This window comes from Bradyrhizobium sp. 25ACV, assembly GCF_054863005.1.
The window spans coordinates 470,155-490,024 of sequence record NZ_JAVAYO010000002.1; the positions used below are offsets into that span (position 1 = coordinate 470,155).

The 19,870-nt window shown below is 57.6% G+C and carries 16 protein-coding genes and 3 pseudogenes; 14 read left to right on the forward strand and 5 right to left on the reverse strand.

Features of this window, described 5'->3' with window-relative positions; genetic code table 11:
• Positions 1–789 precede the first annotated feature (789 nt).
• Positions 790–1,173: a cupin domain-containing protein gene (locus RAD04_RS05960; RefSeq protein WP_461623000.1), complete on the reverse strand. Its 384-nt coding sequence runs from the start codon at positions 1,171–1,173 to the stop codon at positions 790–792.
• A 579-nt stretch (positions 1,174–1,752) separates the two neighbouring features.
• Between RAD04_RS05960 and RAD04_RS05965 the strand changes: the two genes are divergently transcribed.
• The 4 genes from RAD04_RS05965 (at position 1,753) to RAD04_RS05980 (ending at position 6,842) form a co-directional block, all read left to right on the forward strand.
• Positions 1,753–3,153, forward strand: coding sequence for a M20/M25/M40 family metallo-hydrolase (locus RAD04_RS05965; RefSeq protein WP_461623001.1), 1,401 nt, complete (start codon positions 1,753–1,755; stop codon positions 3,151–3,153).
• Between the two features lie 128 nt (positions 3,154–3,281).
• Entirely contained in the window at positions 3,282–4,451 is a 1,170-nt protein-coding gene (locus RAD04_RS05970; RefSeq protein ID WP_461623002.1) for a M24 family metallopeptidase, read from the forward strand.
• 43 nt (positions 4,452–4,494) lie between these two features.
• Positions 4,495–5,202, forward strand: coding sequence for an aspartate/glutamate racemase family protein (locus RAD04_RS05975; RefSeq protein ID WP_461623003.1), 708 nt, complete (start codon positions 4,495–4,497; stop codon positions 5,200–5,202).
• Positions 5,203–5,354: 152 nt separating this feature from the next.
• Positions 5,355–6,842: an MmgE/PrpD family protein gene (locus RAD04_RS05980; RefSeq protein WP_461623004.1), complete on the forward strand. Its 1,488-nt coding sequence runs from the start codon at positions 5,355–5,357 to the stop codon at positions 6,840–6,842.
• Positions 6,843–6,971: 129 nt separating this feature from the next.
• On the opposite strand, the gene RAD04_RS05985 is transcribed toward RAD04_RS05980, so the two are convergent.
• Positions 6,972–7,829 (reverse strand): IS3 family transposase, encoded by an 858-nt coding sequence (locus tag RAD04_RS05985; RefSeq protein ID WP_461623005.1) that lies wholly within the window; start codon positions 7,827–7,829, stop codon positions 6,972–6,974.
• A complete protein-coding gene (locus RAD04_RS05990; RefSeq protein WP_461623006.1) occupies positions 7,826–8,227 on the reverse strand; it encodes a transposase in 402 nt (133 codons plus the stop codon). The genes RAD04_RS05985 and RAD04_RS05990 overlap by 4 nt, the downstream gene beginning before the upstream one ends.
• A 126-nt stretch (positions 8,228–8,353) precedes the next feature.
• Between RAD04_RS05990 and RAD04_RS05995 the strand changes: the two genes are divergently transcribed.
• The 7 genes from RAD04_RS05995 (at position 8,354) to RAD04_RS06025 (ending at position 16,626) form a co-directional block, all read left to right on the forward strand.
• Entirely contained in the window at positions 8,354–8,872 is a 519-nt protein-coding gene (locus RAD04_RS05995; protein WP_461623007.1) for a transposase, read from the forward strand.
• A gap of 290 nt (positions 8,873–9,162) precedes the next feature.
• Positions 9,163–9,627 (forward strand): IS110 family transposase, encoded by a 465-nt coding sequence (locus RAD04_RS06000; protein ID WP_461623008.1) that lies wholly within the window; start codon positions 9,163–9,165, stop codon positions 9,625–9,627.
• 90 nt (positions 9,628–9,717) lie between these two features.
• On the forward strand, positions 9,718–10,191 hold the full coding sequence (locus tag RAD04_RS06005; RefSeq protein ID WP_461623009.1) for a transposase: 474 nt from the start codon (positions 9,718–9,720) through the stop codon (positions 10,189–10,191).
• Between the two features lie 779 nt (positions 10,192–10,970).
• Positions 10,971–12,635 (forward strand): ABC transporter substrate-binding protein, encoded by a 1,665-nt coding sequence (locus RAD04_RS06010; protein ID WP_461623010.1) that lies wholly within the window; start codon positions 10,971–10,973, stop codon positions 12,633–12,635.
• 70 nt (positions 12,636–12,705) lie between these two features.
• Positions 12,706–13,656, forward strand: coding sequence for an ABC transporter permease (locus RAD04_RS06015; RefSeq protein WP_461623011.1), 951 nt, complete (start codon positions 12,706–12,708; stop codon positions 13,654–13,656).
• Entirely contained in the window at positions 13,653–14,507 is an 855-nt protein-coding gene (locus tag RAD04_RS06020; RefSeq protein WP_461623012.1) for an ABC transporter permease, read from the forward strand. The genes RAD04_RS06015 and RAD04_RS06020 overlap by 4 nt, the downstream gene beginning before the upstream one ends.
• A complete protein-coding gene (locus RAD04_RS06025; RefSeq protein ID WP_461623013.1) occupies positions 14,500–16,626 on the forward strand; it encodes an ABC transporter ATP-binding protein in 2,127 nt (708 codons plus the stop codon). Before RAD04_RS06020 ends, RAD04_RS06025 begins: the two co-directional genes overlap by 8 nt.
• 134 nt (positions 16,627–16,760) lie before the next feature.
• On the opposite strand, the pseudogene RAD04_RS06030 reads toward RAD04_RS06025, so the two are convergent.
• Positions 16,761–16,967: pseudogene (locus RAD04_RS06030) on the reverse strand (IS701 family transposase); the annotation flags it as partial.
• 88 nt (positions 16,968–17,055) lie between these two features.
• Here RAD04_RS06030 and RAD04_RS06035 point away from each other — a divergent pair.
• Positions 17,056–17,238, forward strand: coding sequence for a transposase (locus tag RAD04_RS06035; RefSeq protein ID WP_461623014.1), 183 nt, complete (start codon positions 17,056–17,058; stop codon positions 17,236–17,238).
• A gap of 193 nt (positions 17,239–17,431) precedes the next feature.
• Here RAD04_RS06035 and RAD04_RS06040 read toward each other — a convergent pair.
• Positions 17,432–17,731, reverse strand: a pseudogene (locus tag RAD04_RS06040) (porin); the annotation flags it as partial.
• A gap of 2 nt (positions 17,732–17,733) precedes the next feature.
• On the opposite strand from RAD04_RS06040, the pseudogene RAD04_RS06045 reads away from it, so the two are divergent.
• Together RAD04_RS06045 and RAD04_RS06050 are read left to right on the forward strand one after the other, a co-directional pair.
• Positions 17,734–18,465, forward strand: a pseudogene (locus RAD04_RS06045) (porin); the annotation flags it as partial.
• Positions 18,466–19,250: 785 nt separating this feature from the next.
• A complete protein-coding gene (locus RAD04_RS06050; RefSeq protein WP_461623015.1) occupies positions 19,251–19,577 on the forward strand; it encodes a polysaccharide deacetylase family protein in 327 nt (108 codons plus the stop codon).
• Positions 19,578–19,870: the final 293 nt, after the last annotated feature.

Genomic DNA, 19,870 nt, shown 5'->3' on the forward strand with positions numbered 1-19,870 from the left:
CTCCGATTAATAGCCGGGTCTAGCGAGACTTTATCGGTCACCTTGCGCCTAGCCGCCGTAAATCCGAGCGAAGTGGAAATCAGAAGGAGAGTCCCTTCCGGCTCCGCTTAGGGAAAAGAAGAGCGACATCATAGATTTCCCCATTTTTGGCGCGCGCCGGAGCTCTTGTTCGACGCCGAACCCAATGAACTCTCACTTGATGCTAGCGGCTCTGCGGCGGGGCGCTATGAACATACGGCGGAGAAGGCGTAACCTACACCGCAGAAAAGATCTTGGACGAAACAGCCGCCGAGATGTTTGTGTACGATCACACCAATCGTCCTCCATCGGCTTGCCAGAGTCCAGCAACAGCCCATTATCTTGCCCTACGCACAGGACGGGTGACTGTTTGTCGGTGCGACAGCGTCCTGTTCGATTGTCGAAGGCGAGTTTGGCAAGAGAAAAGATTGTTCACAGTTGTTCCTATTCCCAAAAGCTGCTGGCGGCCAACCGGGTCGACGGTTGCTAGATCTAGTGCGATCGCGCTTGCGACTGTGGTCGCCAGTCAGGATCTTGAGCTGATGTGTTCGCTGATGTGTTCCTGGCGCGAGGCATGGGCGAGTTCACAATCTCTCATGCGGAACGACCCGTTCAGGGGGAGGTTGAATTCCTCTCGCAACGCCAGCGATCGCTAGGAGAAGAGACTCCGTCGGTAACTTTTCCTAGGACAAACGCTACGCTTGATCAGCCACAAGTCTTCAAACGACAAATCGACTTTAGCCTAAAGGAGACATTAGGCGAAACAACAGGTCAAATGCCCAAGAACAGCGTGACCAGCGGATCTGGGCCGACCTGACGTGAGGCGTGCCCATGTACTTTCTTGTTGAAAGCCGCGCCGGCGGGAAGCACGTCTGCCGAATAGAAGCTGTCGCCAGGTTTGAAGAGGCGGGCACTTCCATCCTGCAAAATGATCTCCATCTGCCCTCCAAGAATGAAAACGTACAACGGATTGCCCGAGCAATGAAAGTCGTAGCTAAAGCCGACAGGGCTTTGACGCAGCCGATAACTCTTGCAGGGGAAATGTGGTGACGTCTGGATCTGCGGCGTACCTTCGGAGAGATCTACGATCTCTTCGCGAAAGCGTGCGCGGCCGTCAGTGTCGGTGAATAGGATAACCTTTGTGAATACGCTCATGAATGCCTCGCGGTGATTAGGTCAGCTCGTTCGCAGATGCTAACCAGTCCTTGACGCGGAGATGAGCTAAACGAGAGCCCTCTTTTACCGAAATTGTGCGTTTGCATGCTGGTTTCCGCTCGAAATGCAGTGACTCCTTCCATAACTGAAAGGTCATCTTCGCTGCCTAGCTACGTTCGATAACTCCGTCCGGCTGGCGCGAGCTCTTCAACGGCGGTACGCTTGGCAGCATAAATGCTGCGCGAATTCATGCTTAACCGGAGACTTTCGGCGAAAGCTCGCCCAAAACGCATGGAAAGATCGGTCGAATTTGAGAGGATCGCGCCGACCTGAGAACTGAGGCTGTCAAGAAGTTTCGCGAAGCGAGCACTACGCGTAGGAGTGGGCCGAATTGACTTTGATATTGCGCAGCAATTTGCGCCTATCGAGCGCCGGCGATCGAACCTCACCTACGATGGCTCGACGATCAACCCGTGCTGGCCATCGTCTCATCGTTTTGGTGGCCGGCAGCCGAGGAGATGTGTCGGTGTCTTTGCCAGAGGTCTGAGGCTTGCTCTCGGTCGAATAGGATAGATGTCCATGAGTCTGAATGTTCGTGATGTCGCCGCCAGCGCGGACTTAGCCAAAGTATTTCAGTACATCGATACCAACAAAGATGCGTTCACCGGCCGTCTTATCGATTATTTGCGACACCCGAGCATTAGCGCGCAAAATATTGGTATGAATGAAGTTGCCGACATTCTCGTCACAATGCTGGAGCGTGTAGGACTCGCCTCTAAAAAGATTCAGACGTCCGGATATCCGGTCGTAATGGGGCGTTGGGAGCAGGATGCTAGAGCGCCGACAGTTTTGCTATACGGTCACTACGACGTAATGCCTCCCGACCCGCTCGAAGAGTGGGTCAGCCCACCTTTCGAGCCGACTATTCGAGACGGGCGCATATATGCGCGAGGGGCCGGGGACAATAAGGGACAGCACTTCGCACAGATCCTGGCGATAGAGTCTTATTTGGCTGTCCATGGCCGTTTGCCGTGTAATGTTGTCCTTCTCCTGGAAGGTGAAGAAGAGACGGGAAGCCCGAGTATTGCCGAGTTCGTGCGTACTCACCGCGACGTGCTTAGGGCTGATCTAGTCGTGACGGCCGATGGTCCGATGCATATTTCGGGGCGCCCTTCCGTATCGCATGGATGTCGGGGAATTGTCGCGTTTGAATTGCGTGCTCGGCATGCAAATCGCGACGTTCACTCCGGCAGCTTCGGCGGCGTGGTCCCAAATCCAATCTGGACGCTCGTGCACCTGTTGGCGACGATGAAGGATCCGTCGGGGCAAGTTACGATAAATGGCTTTTATGATGGCGTTATACCGCCGACCGATAGGGAGCGCGAAGCGCTAGCGCGTTTGCCTCTGCATATCGAGGAGCTAAAAGAGAGCCTCGGTCTTTCGAGGGTGGACAATCCGCCGGACCGATCTTTGGCGGAAAGGCTGATGTTCTACCCCACGTTGACCATCAACGGTTTCCGTGGAGGATATGGAGGGCCTGGGGTGAAGACCGTATTGCCGCATCAGGCTGTCGTAAAGTGCGATGTTCGTCTTGTCGGCCGACAAAATCACGAGGACGTGTTCTCGAAGATTGAGGAGCACGTTAAGAAGCATGCGCCTGATGTTGAGCTCGTATTGCTCGAAGCTACACCGCCGTCAAAAACTCCGATAGACTCCGCATTCTCAACCGTCATTTCTCGCGCCGTTCAAGTCGCGCAGGGCGTTGAGCCTCTGATCTATCCGTCTGGTGCCGGTACATTGCCCGACTACATTTTCACGGAGATTCTCGGTGTCCCATCATTCGTTGTGCCTTACGCCAATAATGACGAGGCAAATCACGCGCCGAATGAAAACATCAAGATTGAATGCTTCTATAATGGAATCCGGACTGGCGCCGCCGTCCTTGACGGTATAGGTCGCACTGAGAGCATGTCACAATAGTGCGCTCATCTCTTGCTGCGTACGCAACGCAGAAAATCTGACAGATCGGTGTTGATCGGCATCGGTTTTATATGCGCCCCCCTGCACGACCACTGAAATACGTAAATCAACCAGATAGAGTGTTAACAATGGCGATAAGCAAAGGACCGCAGGCGTTCCCGAGAGAAGAGTATCTGCGTAGACTTGCAGAAGTGAAATCGGAGATGTCGCGCCGCGATGTTGATGCACTTGTTGTAACGAGCTGGGCCAACGTGACATATCTCACGGGTAGCTTAAGCAGGATGCACGCCCTGCATGGACTGGTGATCACGCTTCGAGACGAAGAACCGACGATGGTCGTGCGCAGTATGGATGGACCTGGCGTCATCCATCATTCGTTTATGGATCGCAGAAAGGTGATCGCCTATTCGGAGGCCTTTGTCGCGAACGCCGAGAAGAATGGCTTCGATGCCGTTATCGATTTTCTTCTCGATGCCGGTGTTGCCAATCGTGGGGTGGGGCTTGAACTCGGTAACTTAACGGCTCAGGCAGCGGAGAAATTCAAGGCCCGACTATGGAATGCGAAAATTGTCGATTGCACGAAGGTCGTAGACTGGATCCGCATTGTTAAGTCTGATCTTGAGATTCGCGTAATGCGGGAGGCGGCCGCCATTGCGGACACTGCAATCATGCGCGCCACCGAGGTAATCCGGCCTGGTGTGCGGGAAGGCGACGCGGCAGCTGAAATTCAAGCCGCGCAGGTTCGCGGAGCCAAAGGTGGTCCTAACGCAACAAACTTGAAGCCTTTCTTGATGTGTACGACGCCGCGTACCGGCACGGCACACATTCTATGGAGCGAAGACGTGTTTCGCGACGGGTCCCAAGTGAATATTGAGTTGAGCGGAATTCGCTATAATTACACGGCCGCTATCATGCGTACCTTCTCAATAGGTGCGCCATCAGATCGTCTGCGTCGCACGCATGATGCACACTTGGCTGGTCTTGAAGCGGCATTAGACACGGCGAAACCAGGGCGCACCTGTAGCGATGTCGCTAATGCTTTCTATCGAACCTCGGAAAGCATGGGCGTCAAGAAGGAATCACGTTGCGGCTACTCCATTGGAGTCGACTGGTTGGAGCCAACTGCAAGCCTTGCGAACGGCGACATGACGGAACTCAAGCCGAATATGTGTTTCCATTTGATGCTGGGCAACTGGATCGATGAAGATTTCGGATATGTGATCAGCGAAACGATCCGCATTACTGATACGGGCGCCGAAGCCTTGACCCGCGCACCGCGAAAGCTTTTCGAGCTTTGACGGTGCTTTCTCCGGCCTTCCGCGTCTTTTCGGGGAGATCCAATTGACCTCAAAAGAACCGCCTTCTCTCGGAGTGCTCAGGACCGAGCGCGGATTACCGCCCGGCGCTGTATCTGCGATGCGGCCTCCGCCCCACATGCTGAACCCCGACACCTTCAACTTTCCAGTGATAGCCGAGTACATCGAGGGCGGCTGGGTAGACAGAGTCTTTCGTGGTGAACCGGAGCTCGAGCCTGCATATGTAGCCGCCGCTCGGAAGCTTGTCGGTCGAGGCGCCGTCGTTATCACCGCGTCTTGCGGGTTCTCGATCCGGTATCAGGCGGCCGTGGCCACGGCGGTAGGTGTTCCTGTCGTTCTGTCGAGCCTTCTCCTTTTGCCGACTCTACTGCGCCTGCGGCCACGGCCAGCGAAGATCGCCGTATTGACGGCTGATTCGAAGGCATTCAGCGACGACATGCTTTGCGTCGATGATCCAAAGGAACGGGCTAGGATAGTCATCGGCGGCATCGAAGGAGGTACGTTGTGGCGAAATGAGTTGTTACGTCCTCCGCCGCCGACAGACCTGGCGGACATTGAGGGGGACGTAGTGGCTTGTGTCGAGCGCGTGCGCTCTGATCATCCTGATGTTGCGGCATTTCTTCTCGAGTGCACCGCCTTTCCGCTGGTAGCGCCAACCATCCGACGCATGACAGGCCTACCAACGTTTGACATCAATTCTCTCTGTCGAATGACAATCGGATCCGTAACTTAGGAATGGGTGTTGTTTGTGATCTTGCTTGTAGCCGCGTGGCAGGAAGCGGCAAGGTACGTAAATGCAATAGTCTCTCGGAATACACCGGATCAAGGCTGGTCCGACAAGTGAACAAGATAGCTTCTTGGTTGGGCTAGAAGGAAAACGGGCAGATGGTCGCACTCACATCTTCGTTGGCGGAGTTTATAGCCGACCTTAGCCTTGATCGGGTACCAGACGCGATCAGGCACGAAGCACGTCGATTTATAATCGACACCTTCGGCTGTGTAGTCGCGGGCGCAAGGAGCGAGCTCGGTCCAATCATTCAATCAGCAGCGAGGTTATTTGGCGAAGGAAATGAAGCGTCAGTTGCGGGAGAAGGAAAGCGATTTACATCGCTGGCTGCTAGCTACGGCAATGGGAGGCTGGCGAATTGTCTCGATATGGATGAAACGTACCCCGGCGGTGCGATACCGGGATGTCATTTCGGAGCCAGCATATTTGGGGAAGCGTTGGCGTTCTGTGAACAAAATGCTTTGACGACTAGAGAGCTCTTACTTGCTGTTGTGTGTGGATACGAAGTAGCGGGACGCATTTCGGATATCGGAAATCAAACGAAGATTGAAGCCGGCCGGGTAACCGGGCTGCCCGAAGTTTGGGGGTACGCGCTCGCGCCGACCGTCGGAGCAGCGGCCGCCACCGCGAAGCTACTCGGCCAGAACGCCGCTTCCATGGAACAGACATTTGGCATGGCCGCCTCCAATGCAGCGACGCCGAATACGCCGATATGGTCGAGGCAAATAGCTCTTCCGAATACCAATTGTTTTGATGCCGGCTGGGCTGCGGTGGCTGGCGGCTTTGCCGCTCGATCGGTTGAGCATGGCTCCACAAGCATATCATCGATCTTCGACGGGAATCCTAACATTTTTACCATGGTCGGCGCTCGGCACGTTGATCCAGACGGAATCGTTGGAGAGTTGGGCGCGCGATGGGCTCTTACCAATACGATTTATAAACCCTGGCCGAGCTGCCGGGCGCATCATTATTCCCTCGACGCATTGAGAAAGTTGATTGCGACGCATCGTCTCAAATACGACGAGATCGATGAGATCACGGTGGGTGTCAATGCCTCGAAGCTCTCACGCAGGCACCTCAACCCAGAGCCGCCGACGTTTGTGGCCAGGGAATTTAGTTTCCCGCATTCCATCGCAATGCTGTTGCTCGACGTCCCCCCTGGCGCAGAGTGGGGCTCGGAACGATGGACATCTGATCCAACGGCAAGGCGTCTTCGGTCTAAGGTTAAGTTTATCAACTATCCAAGGGCGGCGACATCACCTGAGTATTTCGTGCGCGGCCAGTTTCGGCAGATGCCTTGCTCCGTCGAAGTTAGAGTAAGAGACAATACGTTCCGCTCCGAAGTCGATTTTGCGTGGGGCGATCCGTGGTCGGACGAAACTCGGTTTAGTGACGGGGACATCGTGTCAAAATTTCGAACGGTCACATGTCTACCGACTGAAACTGCTGATGAAGTGATTGAAACCATCATGGTCTCGGACTTGGGGGCCGATTTATCTCCACTCTTTCGAGCAATGGACGTATCATCATCTTCGCCGAATGCGGAGCTGCGCAACCGATCCGGCGCGCGAAAAACAAGCATGTGAAGGCCATCGAAGGTTAAATGTATGCGTCGTTCCGCTCCCACCTTCTCGCGGCACCTGAGATAGGCAAGTGGACTGCACCCCTGAAGTGAGACACGATAATTACAGTGACAGTGGGGTTGTCACGATGCGTTACCGCGCGTTGTTTTGCGCGAACGCGGTTTCGAACTCAAGAGGCGACTGGTATCCGAGCGCCGAGTGCAGGCGCTCTTTGTTGTAGACCTCCGCGATGAAGCTGTTGATGTGGCGGCGGGCGTCGACCAAGTCGGCGAAGGCTTTGCCGTTGATCTGTTCGGCCTTGAGCGTTTTCATGAAGCTTTCAGCCTTGGCGTTGTCCAAGGGATTGCCCGGCCTACTCATGCTGATGGTGATGTCGCGATCGGCAAGCCGCTGGCGATAGGCGATGGACGCGTATTGCACGCCGCGATCGGAGTGATGGATCAGACTGCCCGGTGCCGGTCCCCGAGCCGTGATGGCTTTCTCCAGCGCGGCGATGGCGAGCGAGGCATCGAGCGTGTCCTCGAAAGCCCAGCCGACAGCCTTGCGCGAGAACGCGTCGAGAATGACGGCGAGATAGGCGAAGGTCTTGGCGAGATGCACATAGGTGATGTCCGCGACCCAGATCTGGTCGGGTGCGGACGGCACCAGGCCACGAACCAGATTGGGGACGACGAGAAAGCCCGATAGCCGTTCCGCCGGCGGCTTCAGGAACGGCGTCTTGCGCTGCGCCAGCAAGTTGTCCTGGCGCATAAGTCGCTGAACCTTCTTGGCATTTACGACCATGCCTTGGCGTCTGAGGGTCGCCGTCACCCGCCGATAGCCGTAGAAAACGTGCTTGAGGCAAATGCGCTGGATCACGTCGCGCAGCTCGCACTCGGCCGTCTCGCGGCTGCGTTTGGCGTGGTGGCGATAATACGTCGCGCGCGGCAGGCCCGCGAGGTGACACAGGCGCTGCACATCGGCATGAGCATCGATTGTCTTCGACGTCATGGCTTTGATGATTTCGATGATGCGGATGCGGGTTTGCCTTGCGCTGCCGGCCGCTTCAATGCGCGCAAGGCTTGCCGAAAAAAATCGAGGTCCATCTGCTGGCGACCCACCAGCCGTTCGAGTTCGGCGATGCGGGCTTTGGCAAGCGCAAGGGCGGAGCGCTTGTCGTCGTATGTCGGTAGCGGCTTGAGCTTGCGGGGGCCAGGTTTGGGTCCGGGCTTCCGGTTCAAACCATCTGGCCCATCGGCGTTCCAGGCTTTGATCCAGTCATGGAGAATCTTGCGGGAGATTCCAAGCTCGCGGGCCACAGGGAGGACGCCTTCGCCCCGCTCCACCCGCTTGATCGCCTTCAATTTGTAAGCCGTCGGAAACTGACGCTTCTTTCCTTGTCCTGCCACAGGTCATCCTCGAAATGCCTGTCACTGTAATTATCGTGTCTCACTTCAGGGGTGCAGTCCACAAGTGTCACGATCTCTTTGAAGGGATCGGCTTGTGTCTATGCTTGACCATACGCTCAAATCGGAGTGACGGGGCGCCGGCTGGAAGGGATCACGGAGACGGGACGCCGTCGTTGGTTCTCCAAGGACGACAAGGCCCGGATCGTCGAGGAGACGCTGGTACCAGGCGCGGTCGTGTCCGAGATTGCCCGGCGACACGGGCTGACCCCACAACAAGTGTTCACTTGGCGCCGGCAAGCACGACCAACCGATACAGCACAGGGCGCCTTCTACAGACGGCTCTCGGCGCGCATCGGCAAGATCAAAGCAGTGACAGTCACGGCGCGCAAGATCGCAGTTCTACAAGGCGCTGCAACACGGCATGAACTACGTAGGCCTTGGCGCGTCCTTTTACGAGACCCGATACCGAGCGCGGATAATTGCGAATCTACATCGCCGAGCCAAGGCCTTCCGCCTCCTGCTCCAGCCCGGAGACCCAATCGTCAGCATCGCCGTTCCATGAAAGCGTGGTGGCTGGTGAACGCGATCGTCCCGACTCGGCGCGGCGGCGCCTCAAATGGAAAGTGTCAAGACCGCATCGGCTGATCTTCATCGAGGAGACCTGGACCAGGACTTTCATGGCGCCCTTGCAGTGGTGAGTGCCGCACGGAGACGGCCTCCCACCAAGGGCTCCCCACCGCTGGAAGACCATGACCTTCCTCGTGGCGTTGCGCCGTGATCGGATCGATGCGCCGATGGTTCATCGAGGGACTGATCGACGGCGAGAGCTTTCGGATGTCTTTCGGCCTGCAAAAAAGTTGCGAACGATGACGTAATTGCGGAAGGCACTCTCTCGCTATTGTCAAGCTCTCGCAATCAAACGATTCGGAGCAGCTATGATGAAGCAATACGTTGGGCTGGACGTCTCGCAGAGGGAAACGGCGATATGCGTAGTCGGCGAGATGGGACAAGTAATCTTCGAAGGAAAGGTCAAATCGGATCCGGGCGCGTTGACCAGCCTGCTTCGCAAGCATGCGCCTCATGCCGAGCGCATCGGATTCGAAACTGGCGCGATGGCGAGTTGGCTGTGGCATGAACTCCGAAGGGTTGATCTTCCCGTGGTTTGTATCGACGCTCGGCGCGTGCACGCAGCCTTGTCGGTTCGCATGAACAAGAGCGATCAGAACGACGCGCGAGGTCTTGCTGAACTGGTGCGGGTCGGCTGGTATCGAGAGGTAAAGATAAAGAGCGAAGAAAGCCAAAAGATTCGTGCGACACTCGTCGCGCGATTTCGTCTCGTGACCATTCGCCGATATATCGAGAACCAGGTTCGCAGCCTGATCAAGGAGTATGGATTATAGTTCCCTCGCGCAATCGGCCTGCAGTTCCGCCACCAGGTCCACGAGCTTTTGGGCAATGATCATCAGCTGCTGAGCGTCATAGCGCCGCTCTTGTCGATCCATGAGAACGTCTGTCAACAACAGAGCAAGTTCGATGACGAAGTCCGCCGTTTGGCAAAACAGGACGAGACGACGCGTCGTCTGATGACGGTCCCGGGTGTCGGCGTCGTTACCGCCCTAACGTTCCGCCACACGCTCGATGACCCATCGCGCTTCCGATCGGCCTCGACGGTCGGCGCCTATCTGGGCCTTACGCCTCGACGTAACCAATCTGGCGAAACTGACACCAACGGCAAGATATCCCGATGGGGCGATCGGCTTCTCCGAACTTACCTGTTCGACCGCAACCGTTCTGCTGTACCGAACAAAGAAATGGTCTTGCCTCAAGGCCTGGGCATGAAGCTCGCAAGGCGGATTGGCATGAAGAAGGCAAAGGTAGCCATTGCCCGGAAGATCGCCGTAATCCTGCACTGCATCTGGGTCGACGGCACATCCTTCGACTGGGGGCAGGTGAAGGAGGCCTAATGCTATCTTTGTAAGTTCCTGGTCCGGTTCGCCGGACTGGCGATGTCCCGCTGGGACGGTGGTCGTGGCGACCGCGGTCAATCGGCTGGCGGCGGTTCGTCCGCACTCCGCTGCAAACGTTGAGGCGCCCGATCCGGACATCATCATGAGGCGCTCGCGACCTCGGAAAGGACCATGACCCCAGCTGCGACATCAACCCAATCACGCCGAAGCCGCCAACGACTTCGATTAGATCGTCTCGCCATCAGCGATCGCTCCGTCTCCGCAACCCCGACCAGCTCCGACGGAGCAAGCGCTGCCGGCGTGTCACTGGAGAGAAAGAATGGTAGCTTGACACAACCCGCAATTAAAGGCCGATTGACTGCCGTGTTCGTCGGTCAGGACTCCTATATGGCTACCGCGCCAAGCTCTCAAGACCTGAGAAGGACGATTACCATTGGGGCGTGCTTGGCTGAGCTCTTGCTTGGATACACTCAGGCTTCCTTGAGATCGTGGAAATTTATCTGCGATTCAGGCGTTACAAGAGGCATCGCGTGCTCGCTGCGTCGATTGGATCCTGGTGGGCGGACAAACGCAGAGGGAGCCCGCCGAAAGGCCGGGCGGTCTTCTGTGCACAAACTCTGCGAAGCGGCGGCATCCTTCGCTGAAATTCTTCTCTGATTTGGCAAATGGGGCCGAAAAGCGATTGAGGCTTGTGGAATACCTCTATGCTAGAATTGCAATGGCGAGTTGCGCTCAGCGCACGCTAGTTGGTCAATTGTCGAAAAGGAGGAACTGACATGACAAGAGACGGTCGCATACTTGATCATCTCCGCTCAAGGCTATCTCCTCTTCAGAACCATCTGGTCGACGGTTATGTCGATGGTCGGGTGAGCCGCAGAGAGTTTTTGCGGCACGGCAGTCTGATCGGCCTATCGCTGCCGTCTCTCGGGCGGATCTCGCTCGCAGCCGGGTTCGGCGCGGTGCCGACTTTCGCAGGGGCCGAAGCTCAATCCGGGGCCACCATTCGGGTCGCCTGCAACGCACCGATCCAATCAATTGACCCGATCGCCATTGGAGATAGTGGCGGGATTATAATGGTGCAGCAGGTCGGTGAATTTCTTTGCATCGACGGTCCGGATCTGGTGCTGGAGCCGTGTCTTGCCAAAAGCTGGAAGCCCAATATGGAGGCCACCGTTTGGACCTTCACGTTGCGTAAGGGCGTCAAGTTCCATTCCGGCGGCGAGATGAAGGCCGATGACGTTGTGGCTACGTTCGATCGCCTAACCGATCCCAATTCCACCTCGCACGCGCTGCCCGCGTTCAAAGGCGTGCTGCAGAAAGGGGCGACACGCAAGGTAGACGACTATACGATCGAATTCCATCTTGACACCCCGTACGGCAATTTTCCCTATCTGGTATCCTCCGACAACTACAACGCGATCGTCCTGCCGGCTTCCTATACTGGCAATTTTGAGGAAAGCTGGGATGGAACTGGCCCCTTCAAGATCGAGAAGTTCACGCCGAAGGTTGGTGCGACCTTCGTTCGAAACGATGACTACTGGGGGCCGAAGGCTCTGCCGGCGAGGACAGAGTTCCTGTTCTTTACCGATATCCAGCCACAGCTTCTTGCGTTCCAAGGCGGGCGAGTCGACGTCGTCAATTCGGTCCCCGCCCTTGCGGGCGTCTCGGTTTTAAGCGACCCAGCGGCCAATATCATCGGCATAAGATCGTCAGCACATCAGGCGGTCCATATGCGCTGTGATATAGCGCCTTTCGATGACCCGCGTATTCGCCGGGCGATAGCACTTTGCCTCGACCGGGAAAAGCTCGCGAAGGGCCTGATGAGAGGTCAGGCCGACATCGGAAATGACAGCCCCTTCGCCTCGGTCTACCCCTCGGCCGATCCGACGGTGCCGCAACGCAAGCGCGATATTGCGCAGGCCAAGGAACTGATGAAGGCCGCCGGGATGGAGAAGGGCTTCCAGGCGACAGTCACGGCCATGCAGTTTCAGGAAATACCTGACTATGCGCAACTTATCCAAGATTGGGTAAAGGAAATCGGCGTCGATCTAAAGCTTAACGTCTTGAACTGGAAATCTTACGTTGGCGATAGGGTATATGGCAAGTCGCCTTGGCTTGACTCTGTGATGGGTGTCACGATTTGGGGCCACCGCGGCGTGCCGAACTATTATCTCAATACTATTTTGGCCAGCGATGGCCTGTTCAACGCGGCACATTTCAAGAACAAGGAGTTCGACGCGCTGGCCAAGAGCTATGTCGGAACGGCTGACTTGGAGGCGCAGCGGACCGTTGCGGGAAAGATTCAACGGCTCCTGCTCGACGAGACGCCGCAGCTCATTGGTTATTTTGAGCACACGCTGACTGTGACCAAAAAGAATATCATCGGTGTTCAGCCGACTGCGATCGCCCAGCTCTTCCTGCAACACGCTGGAAAGTCGTAAGCTAACCGGGACTTCGCGCCTGCGCGGCTTTCCGTTGGATCATCAAGCTGCCCACAGGAGACCGAAGACCGTGCTGTTTATTGCCCGACGTCTTGTCTTTGCTGTCATCACGCTCTTCACTTTGAGTGTGCTCGTATTCCTCGGGAGCCAAGTGTTGCCCGGCAACGTCGCCCTGGCCATCCTCGGACTTGACGCAGATCCGGATGCTGTGACGACCCTCAATCATCAACTGGGCCTCGATAGGCCATTACTGGTGCAATATTCCAGTTGGATGTGGCATTTCCTCCATGGTGACATGGGTCATTCCTATGTCTATCGCACCCCTGTCTCTCCATTTGTCATGCAGGCGCTCGGCCACTCACTGAAGCTTTCGGCAGTGGCCTTGGTGCTCGTCGTGCCGCTCGGTATCCTCGGAGGGGCGGTTGCCGCGCTGAAGGTAAACCGGCCGCTTGACCGCATAATCAGCGTTGGCGGCCTGTCGGCTATGATGGTGCCGGAGTTCGTGACTGGCATCGTGCTGATTCTAATCTTCGGAGTCTGGCTGCGCTGGTTCCCGACTTCCGCCACCTGGCCAAGCGGTGCAAGCCTCTGGACACAGTTGTACTACTTGATCCTCCCTTCGCTCCCGCTTGTGCTCGTCCTATTTGGCTATATCGCCCGCATGGCCCGCGCCGGCATGATTGAAGCATTGGATTCGGACTACACCCGCACGGCGGTCCTGAAAGGCTTGACTTGGCGTCAAGTCATCTGGCGGCACGTGCTCCGAAACGCACTCCTACCAACAATTACTGTCATCGCCACCCAGACCGGCTTTCTGATCGGCGGCTTGGTCGTGATCGAGACCTTGTTTCGCTATCAGGGCATTGGCTCGCTGATATTTGAAGCCGCCAACAACAAGGATTTTCCGATTTTGCAGGCTGGCGTATTCGTCGTCGGCATCGTCTTTGCCGTCACGACGTTCTGTGCTGATCTTCTCTCCTCTCTTCTCAATCCGCGCATCCGGATCGGAGAAATCCAATGACAGCCATCGCTGCCACGGCGCCAAGCCAACGCCGGGAGGTCTATGCGGTCCTATTTCGCTCCGGAGCCTTTTTGACCGGTATGGCCATCACCCTTTTTTGGCTGGTCTGCGCGATCTTCGGCCACCGCTTCGTGCCCTATGACCCGCTTGCCTCGGACGTTCTGAACGCGCTCGCGCCGCCCTCGGCGGAGCATTGGTTCGGTACCGACCAACTCGGACGCGACATCTTTTCCCGCTTTATCGTCGGCTCGCAGGGCATTCTGACCGTTGCACCGCTGGCAACCATCCTGTCGACATCGATGGGTACCGCTCTCGGCCTTCTCACCGGCTATTTTCGCGGGATCGTTGACGACATCATTTCACGCCTGATCGAGGCGTTCATAGCGATACCGGGAATAATCGTTGCACTTCTTGTGATCGTCGCGCTTGGCAACTCCAAGATGACAGTGATTATAGTCATCGGTCTCTCCTTTGCCCCAATCATTGCCCGCACTGTGCGCTCCGCAGTCCTGTCGGAGCGGCAGCTCGAATATGTCGCCGCCGCCAAGCTCCGCCGAGAGACTGCCGCCCATATCATGTTCGTTGAAATTCTCCCCAACGTCCTGCCCCCGATTCTAGTCGAGACAACCATCAGACTGGGGTTCGCCATTTTCGCCGTGGCGACCCTGAGTTTCCTTGGATTTGGTCTGCAGCCGCCGTCGCCCGACTGGGCTCTCGCGATCTCGGCGAACTATGGCCTCATCGGAGGTGGTTATTGGTGGACGGTGTTGTTCGACGCCTTGGCCATTGCTAGTCTCGTTGTTGGTGTCAATTTGATCGCTGACGGACTGCACGGGGCGCTCGATGATTGAACCAGCCCTTCGGCTTGAACGTCTTTCCGTCGCATTTCGATCCGGCGGTCGCGACCGCGCTGTGTTGCGTGAAATCAGCTTGGAGATTGCACGCGGGGAGTCCTATGGCCTTGTCGGGGAGAGTGGCTGCGGCAAGTCCACTTTGGCTCTGACAGCAGTGCGCTATCTGCCGCGGAATGGTAGGATAATTGGCGGTTCGCTCATGCTTGACGGAGCGGACATAATGCGACTCAATCCCCGAGCCCTCCGGAATCTGCGAACAAAATCGGTCTCGATGGTCTACCAAGACCCCGGGAAAGCACTAAACCCGTCGCTGAAGATAGGTCGGCAGCTGGTCGAAGTGTATGAAGTGATGGGCCTCCCGCGTGCCGAGCGTGAAGCTCGCGCGTTGGCAATGCTGAAAATGGTTAGGATCGCCGATCCTCGCTCCGTCATGGAGCGGTACCCTCATCAACTTTCCGGTGGAATGCAGCAACGGGTCGCGATCGCCATGGCATTGGCGAACGAGCCGACGATGCTAATCCTTGATGAACCAACGACCGGCCTCGACGCTACCGTTGAGGCAGAGGTCCTCGACCTCGTCAGCGATCTCCGACGCGAGTTCGGCTCGTCGATATTATTCATCAGCCACAATCTTGCCGTGGTGGCAAAAATGTGTGATCGGGTCGGTGTCCTCTATGCAGGAATGTTGGTGGAAGAGGGACCGACGCGGGATATCTTGAGTTCACCGCGCCACCCATACACCATCGCGCTTTTGCGGTGCCTGCCGCGGGGTGGGCAGCGAAAGGACCAAAGGCAGCTCGAAACCATTCCGGGCTTCCTGCCAATTCCCGGCGCGCCGATGCCTGGTTGCCCCTTTGCCACAAGGTGTGCGTTAGCCGACGATCGTTGCCGGACCGAAGTTCCGGACTTGACGACTGCTGGTAACAGGCGCGTGCGCTGCCACTATTCGGATCGGTTGTCGGACCTTCCCCGCAGCACTGCGGCCGCCGTTGCGGCACCGAACCTGAAAGCGGGCGCCGCTCCGATGCTGCAGATTCGCAATCTCTCGAAGACTTACGGTCAAGGCGGATCTGCAATCCAGGCGGTGGTCGACGTCTCGCTAAGCCTCAATTCAGGAGAAACGGTCGGTTTGGTCGGTGAGTCCGGTTCCGGCAAGACAACGCTGGCCCGGATGCTTTTGGGCCTAGTGCCGCCTGATCCCGGTGGAACGATTGAGCTTGATGGCGCGCCTCTTGCCAGCGCTCTCGATCAGCGGAGTGACAAAGAGGTGAAGGCAGTGCAGATTGTCTTCCAAAATCCGGACTCGGCGCTGAACCGTTCCCATTCCGTTGCGCGCATCATTGGCCGAGCATTGCGCCGGCTTGGCGGCTTTCGCGGCTCGACCTTGTCTACACGTCTCGACGCGCTCGTCGCGGCGGTCCGCCTGACACCCCGACATCTCACCCTTCGTCCGCGTCAGCTTTCCGGCGGATTGAAGCAGCGCGTGGCCATTGCGCGTAGCTTTGCAGGCGATCCGCGGATCATCGTCTGCGACGAGCCCACCTCAGCGCTCGACGTTTCGGTTCAAGCCGCAATTCTGAATCTTCTTGTCGAGCTTCAGACCGCCCGCGCGGTTAGCTATGTCTTCATATCTCACGACCTTAGCGTTGTTCGCTATCTCGCAGACCGGATCGCGGTGCTCTATCTAGGTAGAATTATGGAAATCGGCCCGTCAGAGCGGGTCTTCCAGGGCCCGCAACACCCTTATACTGAGGCACTACTTTCAGCTGTGCCTGACCTCGAAGGCACTCGTAAATCACGTATCCGGCTTACCGGGGAAATACCGAGCGCAGCCAATCCTCCGCCTGGCTGCGTCTTCCAAAGCCGCTGCCCGCGAAAACTTGGCCAAGTGTGTGAAACGATTGTGCCGCCACTCGCTGAGGCTGGGCCTGATCACGCCATCCGGTGCCATATTCCTGCTGCGGAACTAGAACGTCTTCAGCGGCAATCCAAAGCCGAACGGTGCAATTCCGAGAGCAATGTGAACACATTGCCAACCGTCCGGCCTGCCGCTGAAGAGGAAGGGCAGTCAGGCGCTCGCGGGTTAGGCACAACCGGAATCAACACCGCCGATTAGTCTTACTGCGTCATGGGCGTCGACGACCATTGGATGGTGCGGCGGCGCCACAGCATGGACATCTCGGCAAGGTTTTTATGAGCGCGCGGATCAGTCGGGCGCGCATGGTTGCGATCGAGTTCGGGATGTGGCGTTCAGGCCGCGCGGGCGGAGCCTCTGGGGCGATAATCGTCGGGTAAGCGAGGTAGCGGGACTGGCGCGGCGGCACGAGGTCCTGAGGGGGGAATCGTCGCCTGCTCGGCGATCAAGAAGCCGTAGGCCGCGATGCACAGAGTTGCGTGGTGATGGAAGCCGCGCCAGCCGGGTCCTTCGTAGTGGCCAAGCCCGACCACCTGCTTGAGCGTAAGCGTGGCGCCGAGGCCCTTCAGATTGTTAGTGCGTAGATTTGGGAGCATCGCTAGAAGAGTCATCTTCGGCAAGGGTGCCACAATGGACGACCATTCGGACGACATAAGACGACCGTTGTCGCCGCGTATTGAAGTGTACGCTGGCGTGGGTCGAAAGCGCTGGCCAGATGAGCTGAAGGTGCAGATCGTCGCGGAAAGCCTCGAGCCGGGCGCAGTTGTGACAGATGTCGCCCGCCGCCATGGCTGCGCCTCGGGCGAAATATAGGAAAACGGGGCGCGCTGATCCTCGGACTTGCCTCGCAGCAGATCCCCCGAGATTTGCGACACATTCTTGAATCACGAAATCACGCCAAAAGCGAGAGTTTTTCAGCAAACTGCTAGATCCCCCGGGCAAGCCGGTGACCATCAATGTGATGGACATCTGCCGATTTTTCGATGGCAAACTCGTCGAACACCGGGCGATCCTGCGCCGAGAGCGAGAACTGCATTCCCTGCCCGAAGTCGAAGGTGTAGCTGAACTGGTTGACACCGACAACGGTGCCGCCGCCACCAGGCAGGCCATCGAAGAGGTTCGCTGGATAGTTAGTCCAGGGCGCGGAGAATTGCGAGATCGCGTGCCCGAGGGTAAAGCCGGCGAATTGGATAAAGGCAGTGTAGACGCCGAGCGAACCGCCCGCGACGCCGTCACCGCTATAGGTTGTGGCACCGCCGGCGAGACCGGTGCCGGCGCCCGTGAAGCTACCCGTCGTCCAAGTGTACCATGTTTCGCCTCGATCAGGCTTGGGGCCTGTTTCAGGCTTCATTCGCGGCGCACGACAACGTTGCTGGCTACTATGGCGTTGACGAAACGACCGGCCATCCGGGCGACAAGTGGGGCTGGGCTGCACAGTTGGCGTTGTCGATCAAGAACCTTCCGACAGGGCCGGGCGACACGATCAACATCCAGGGCGTGTATACCAAAGGTGCAAGCCGTTACGACTTCCAGGAATTCACAAGTTCCAGCTATTCGATGTTCGGTGGTAGTGGCCTGGCCGGTGCTTATGGCAGCATCGGCCTTGCTGGCCTGTCTGACGCAGTATTCGTCGCCGGCTCCGGCATGCAGCTGACCACGACGTACGGTATGAACGCTGGTTATACCCACAACTGGAATCCGAACTGGAACACGTCGCTCTACGGTGCGTGGGCGGCAGTCCGCTACAACGGCACAGCCAAGGGCTATATCTGCGGTAGTGCCGCCATGGGGGCACTTTTGACGCCTGGTTCGACCTGCAACCCGGACTTCGACCTCTCGGTCATCGGTACGAAGACGACTTGGACTCCTGGGAGCAAGCTCGCCATCTCGGCCGAGGTCAACTACGAGCGGCTTAACCAGAACTATTCGGGTTCGGTCGCTTACCCGGGTTCTGCGGCGACGGCCAAGCCGCCTGCGATCTATCAGATCAAGGACCAGGGCACCGTCTCTGCCACGGTCCGCGTGATTCGGGCCTTCTGATCCTGGTCACCAATCACACTTGTTGACGAGCCTCCGGCGGGAAGCCGCCGGAGGTTTTGTTGTGTGCCGAGCATGTTCGACAGCTTGGAGGTGAAAGTCCTTTACGCAGCCCGATGACGGCGAAGGGTTAGCGAAGCGCAAGGGCGTCGTCGCGAGGCGGGGTCTGAAGGAAGCGTGGAGCAAACCTGCGGCTCGATGGACAAAAACCGGGTAACGAGGCCTACCCGGTCGGACGAGCAAGCAACAGATTGCGAAGTCCATGGTCATCAAAGGTCGGGGTGGTAAATTCGGCGAGCGTGCAGGGAAGGCGGTCGAACTTACCTCGGGAGATCTCTGTGTCTGGGAAACCGGACTGAGCGCGTCGTAAGGCTCGTGATCGCGGCGGAGAAGTCAGCAGACGGCGTAGTAGGCGGAACGAGTTTCGCCGGAGGCCTGAACGCTGGAAAGACGCCTAGGTGTGGGAATCTCGAGCCGGCGATGCGGCTGAAAACCCAGGTCACTGGCTTTCGTCGCGGCGGGAAAGGGTGAAGCCCGGACAGTGATCCTTACCTGAGCAACCGGCCGCGTTTGCCACAGCATGGTGGTGAGCGGGGACGTCGCACCACCGGAGAGTCGTAAAGCCAATTTGTGCAGGCGCATTCTCGCCGTTGAACAAGGTCGCTGCGGCATGCGCTTGGCACTTCGCGCGTGCTCGTTGTCGATGTAAGGGCCTATCCCCGCTTCGGACTGAGGAGCTTTCCGCAAACGTTGCCTTTAGCCGACCATGAGGTCCGTTCTCACTTTCGATGACGGCCGCGCCCCCCAACACGCAGAAGGTGCCGGCCGTACTCGTGCAAGAGTGCGTTCAAGCTAGGTTCTTCCTGGTAGCCGAGTCCTCCGCCGAATTTCCCAAGCTTGTCCGGCGTATCGCCCCCCAGGGCCACACTGTCGCGCACCACAGCTGGTTGCATCCGATGACTTCGAAGATGAGTCGAGCAGGGAACGAAGACATTGAGCGCGGAATCGCTGGCGATGAGATGGCGCTCAAGGGCGAGTCGACCAAAACGCCCCCCACGCCGTTCTCCGCTTCCCGTATTTTGACTCGACGCCCTGCGGCGCTCAGCCTCCTGTAGTCACGTGGCATGGTCGTGTTCGGCGCCGATGTTTGGGCAAGCGACTGTGAGAACATGACTGCGGAATCCGAGGCAAAGCGGCCACCAACTCCGGCGGAAAGCGGCTATCCAAGCCGAACGAAGGCGGCCACCCCATCGATAGGGTGACACGGGGCGCGTTGTCGGCAATCTGGACGGGGCGAAGTCCTCCTCTCGCGGTCCACGATGGCCGCCGCAAGCTGTTTGCGCCGGCCCGCTTTAACCCACCGCGATCGAAGCTGCTTCCGGAGTGGGAGCATGTCCATACCGAACTG

Coding starts and splice junctions, on each gene's coding strand:
- RAD04_RS05970 (WP_461623002.1), top strand. CDS start 3,282: ATGGCGATAAGCAAAGGACCGCAGGCGTTCCCGAGAGAAGAGTATCTG.
- RAD04_RS06020 (WP_461623012.1), top strand. CDS start 13,653: ATGACAGCCATCGCTGCCACGGCGCCAAGCCAACGCCGGGAGGTCTAT.
- RAD04_RS05985 (WP_461623005.1), bottom strand. CDS start 7,829: ATGACGTCGAAGACAATCGATGCTCATGCCGATGTGCAGCGCCTGTGT.
- RAD04_RS06025 (WP_461623013.1), top strand. CDS start 14,500: ATGATTGAACCAGCCCTTCGGCTTGAACGTCTTTCCGTCGCATTTCGA.
- RAD04_RS06010 (WP_461623010.1), top strand. CDS start 10,971: ATGACAAGAGACGGTCGCATACTTGATCATCTCCGCTCAAGGCTATCT.
- RAD04_RS06035 (WP_461623014.1), top strand. CDS start 17,056: ATGGACGACCATTCGGACGACATAAGACGACCGTTGTCGCCGCGTATT.
- RAD04_RS05980 (WP_461623004.1), top strand. CDS start 5,355: ATGGTCGCACTCACATCTTCGTTGGCGGAGTTTATAGCCGACCTTAGC.
- RAD04_RS05965 (WP_461623001.1), top strand. CDS start 1,753: ATGAGTCTGAATGTTCGTGATGTCGCCGCCAGCGCGGACTTAGCCAAA.
- RAD04_RS05960 (WP_461623000.1), bottom strand. CDS start 1,173: ATGAGCGTATTCACAAAGGTTATCCTATTCACCGACACTGACGGCCGC.
- RAD04_RS06050 (WP_461623015.1), top strand. CDS start 19,251: ATGACGGCCGCGCCCCCCAACACGCAGAAGGTGCCGGCCGTACTCGTG.
- RAD04_RS06000 (WP_461623008.1), top strand. CDS start 9,163: ATGATGAAGCAATACGTTGGGCTGGACGTCTCGCAGAGGGAAACGGCG.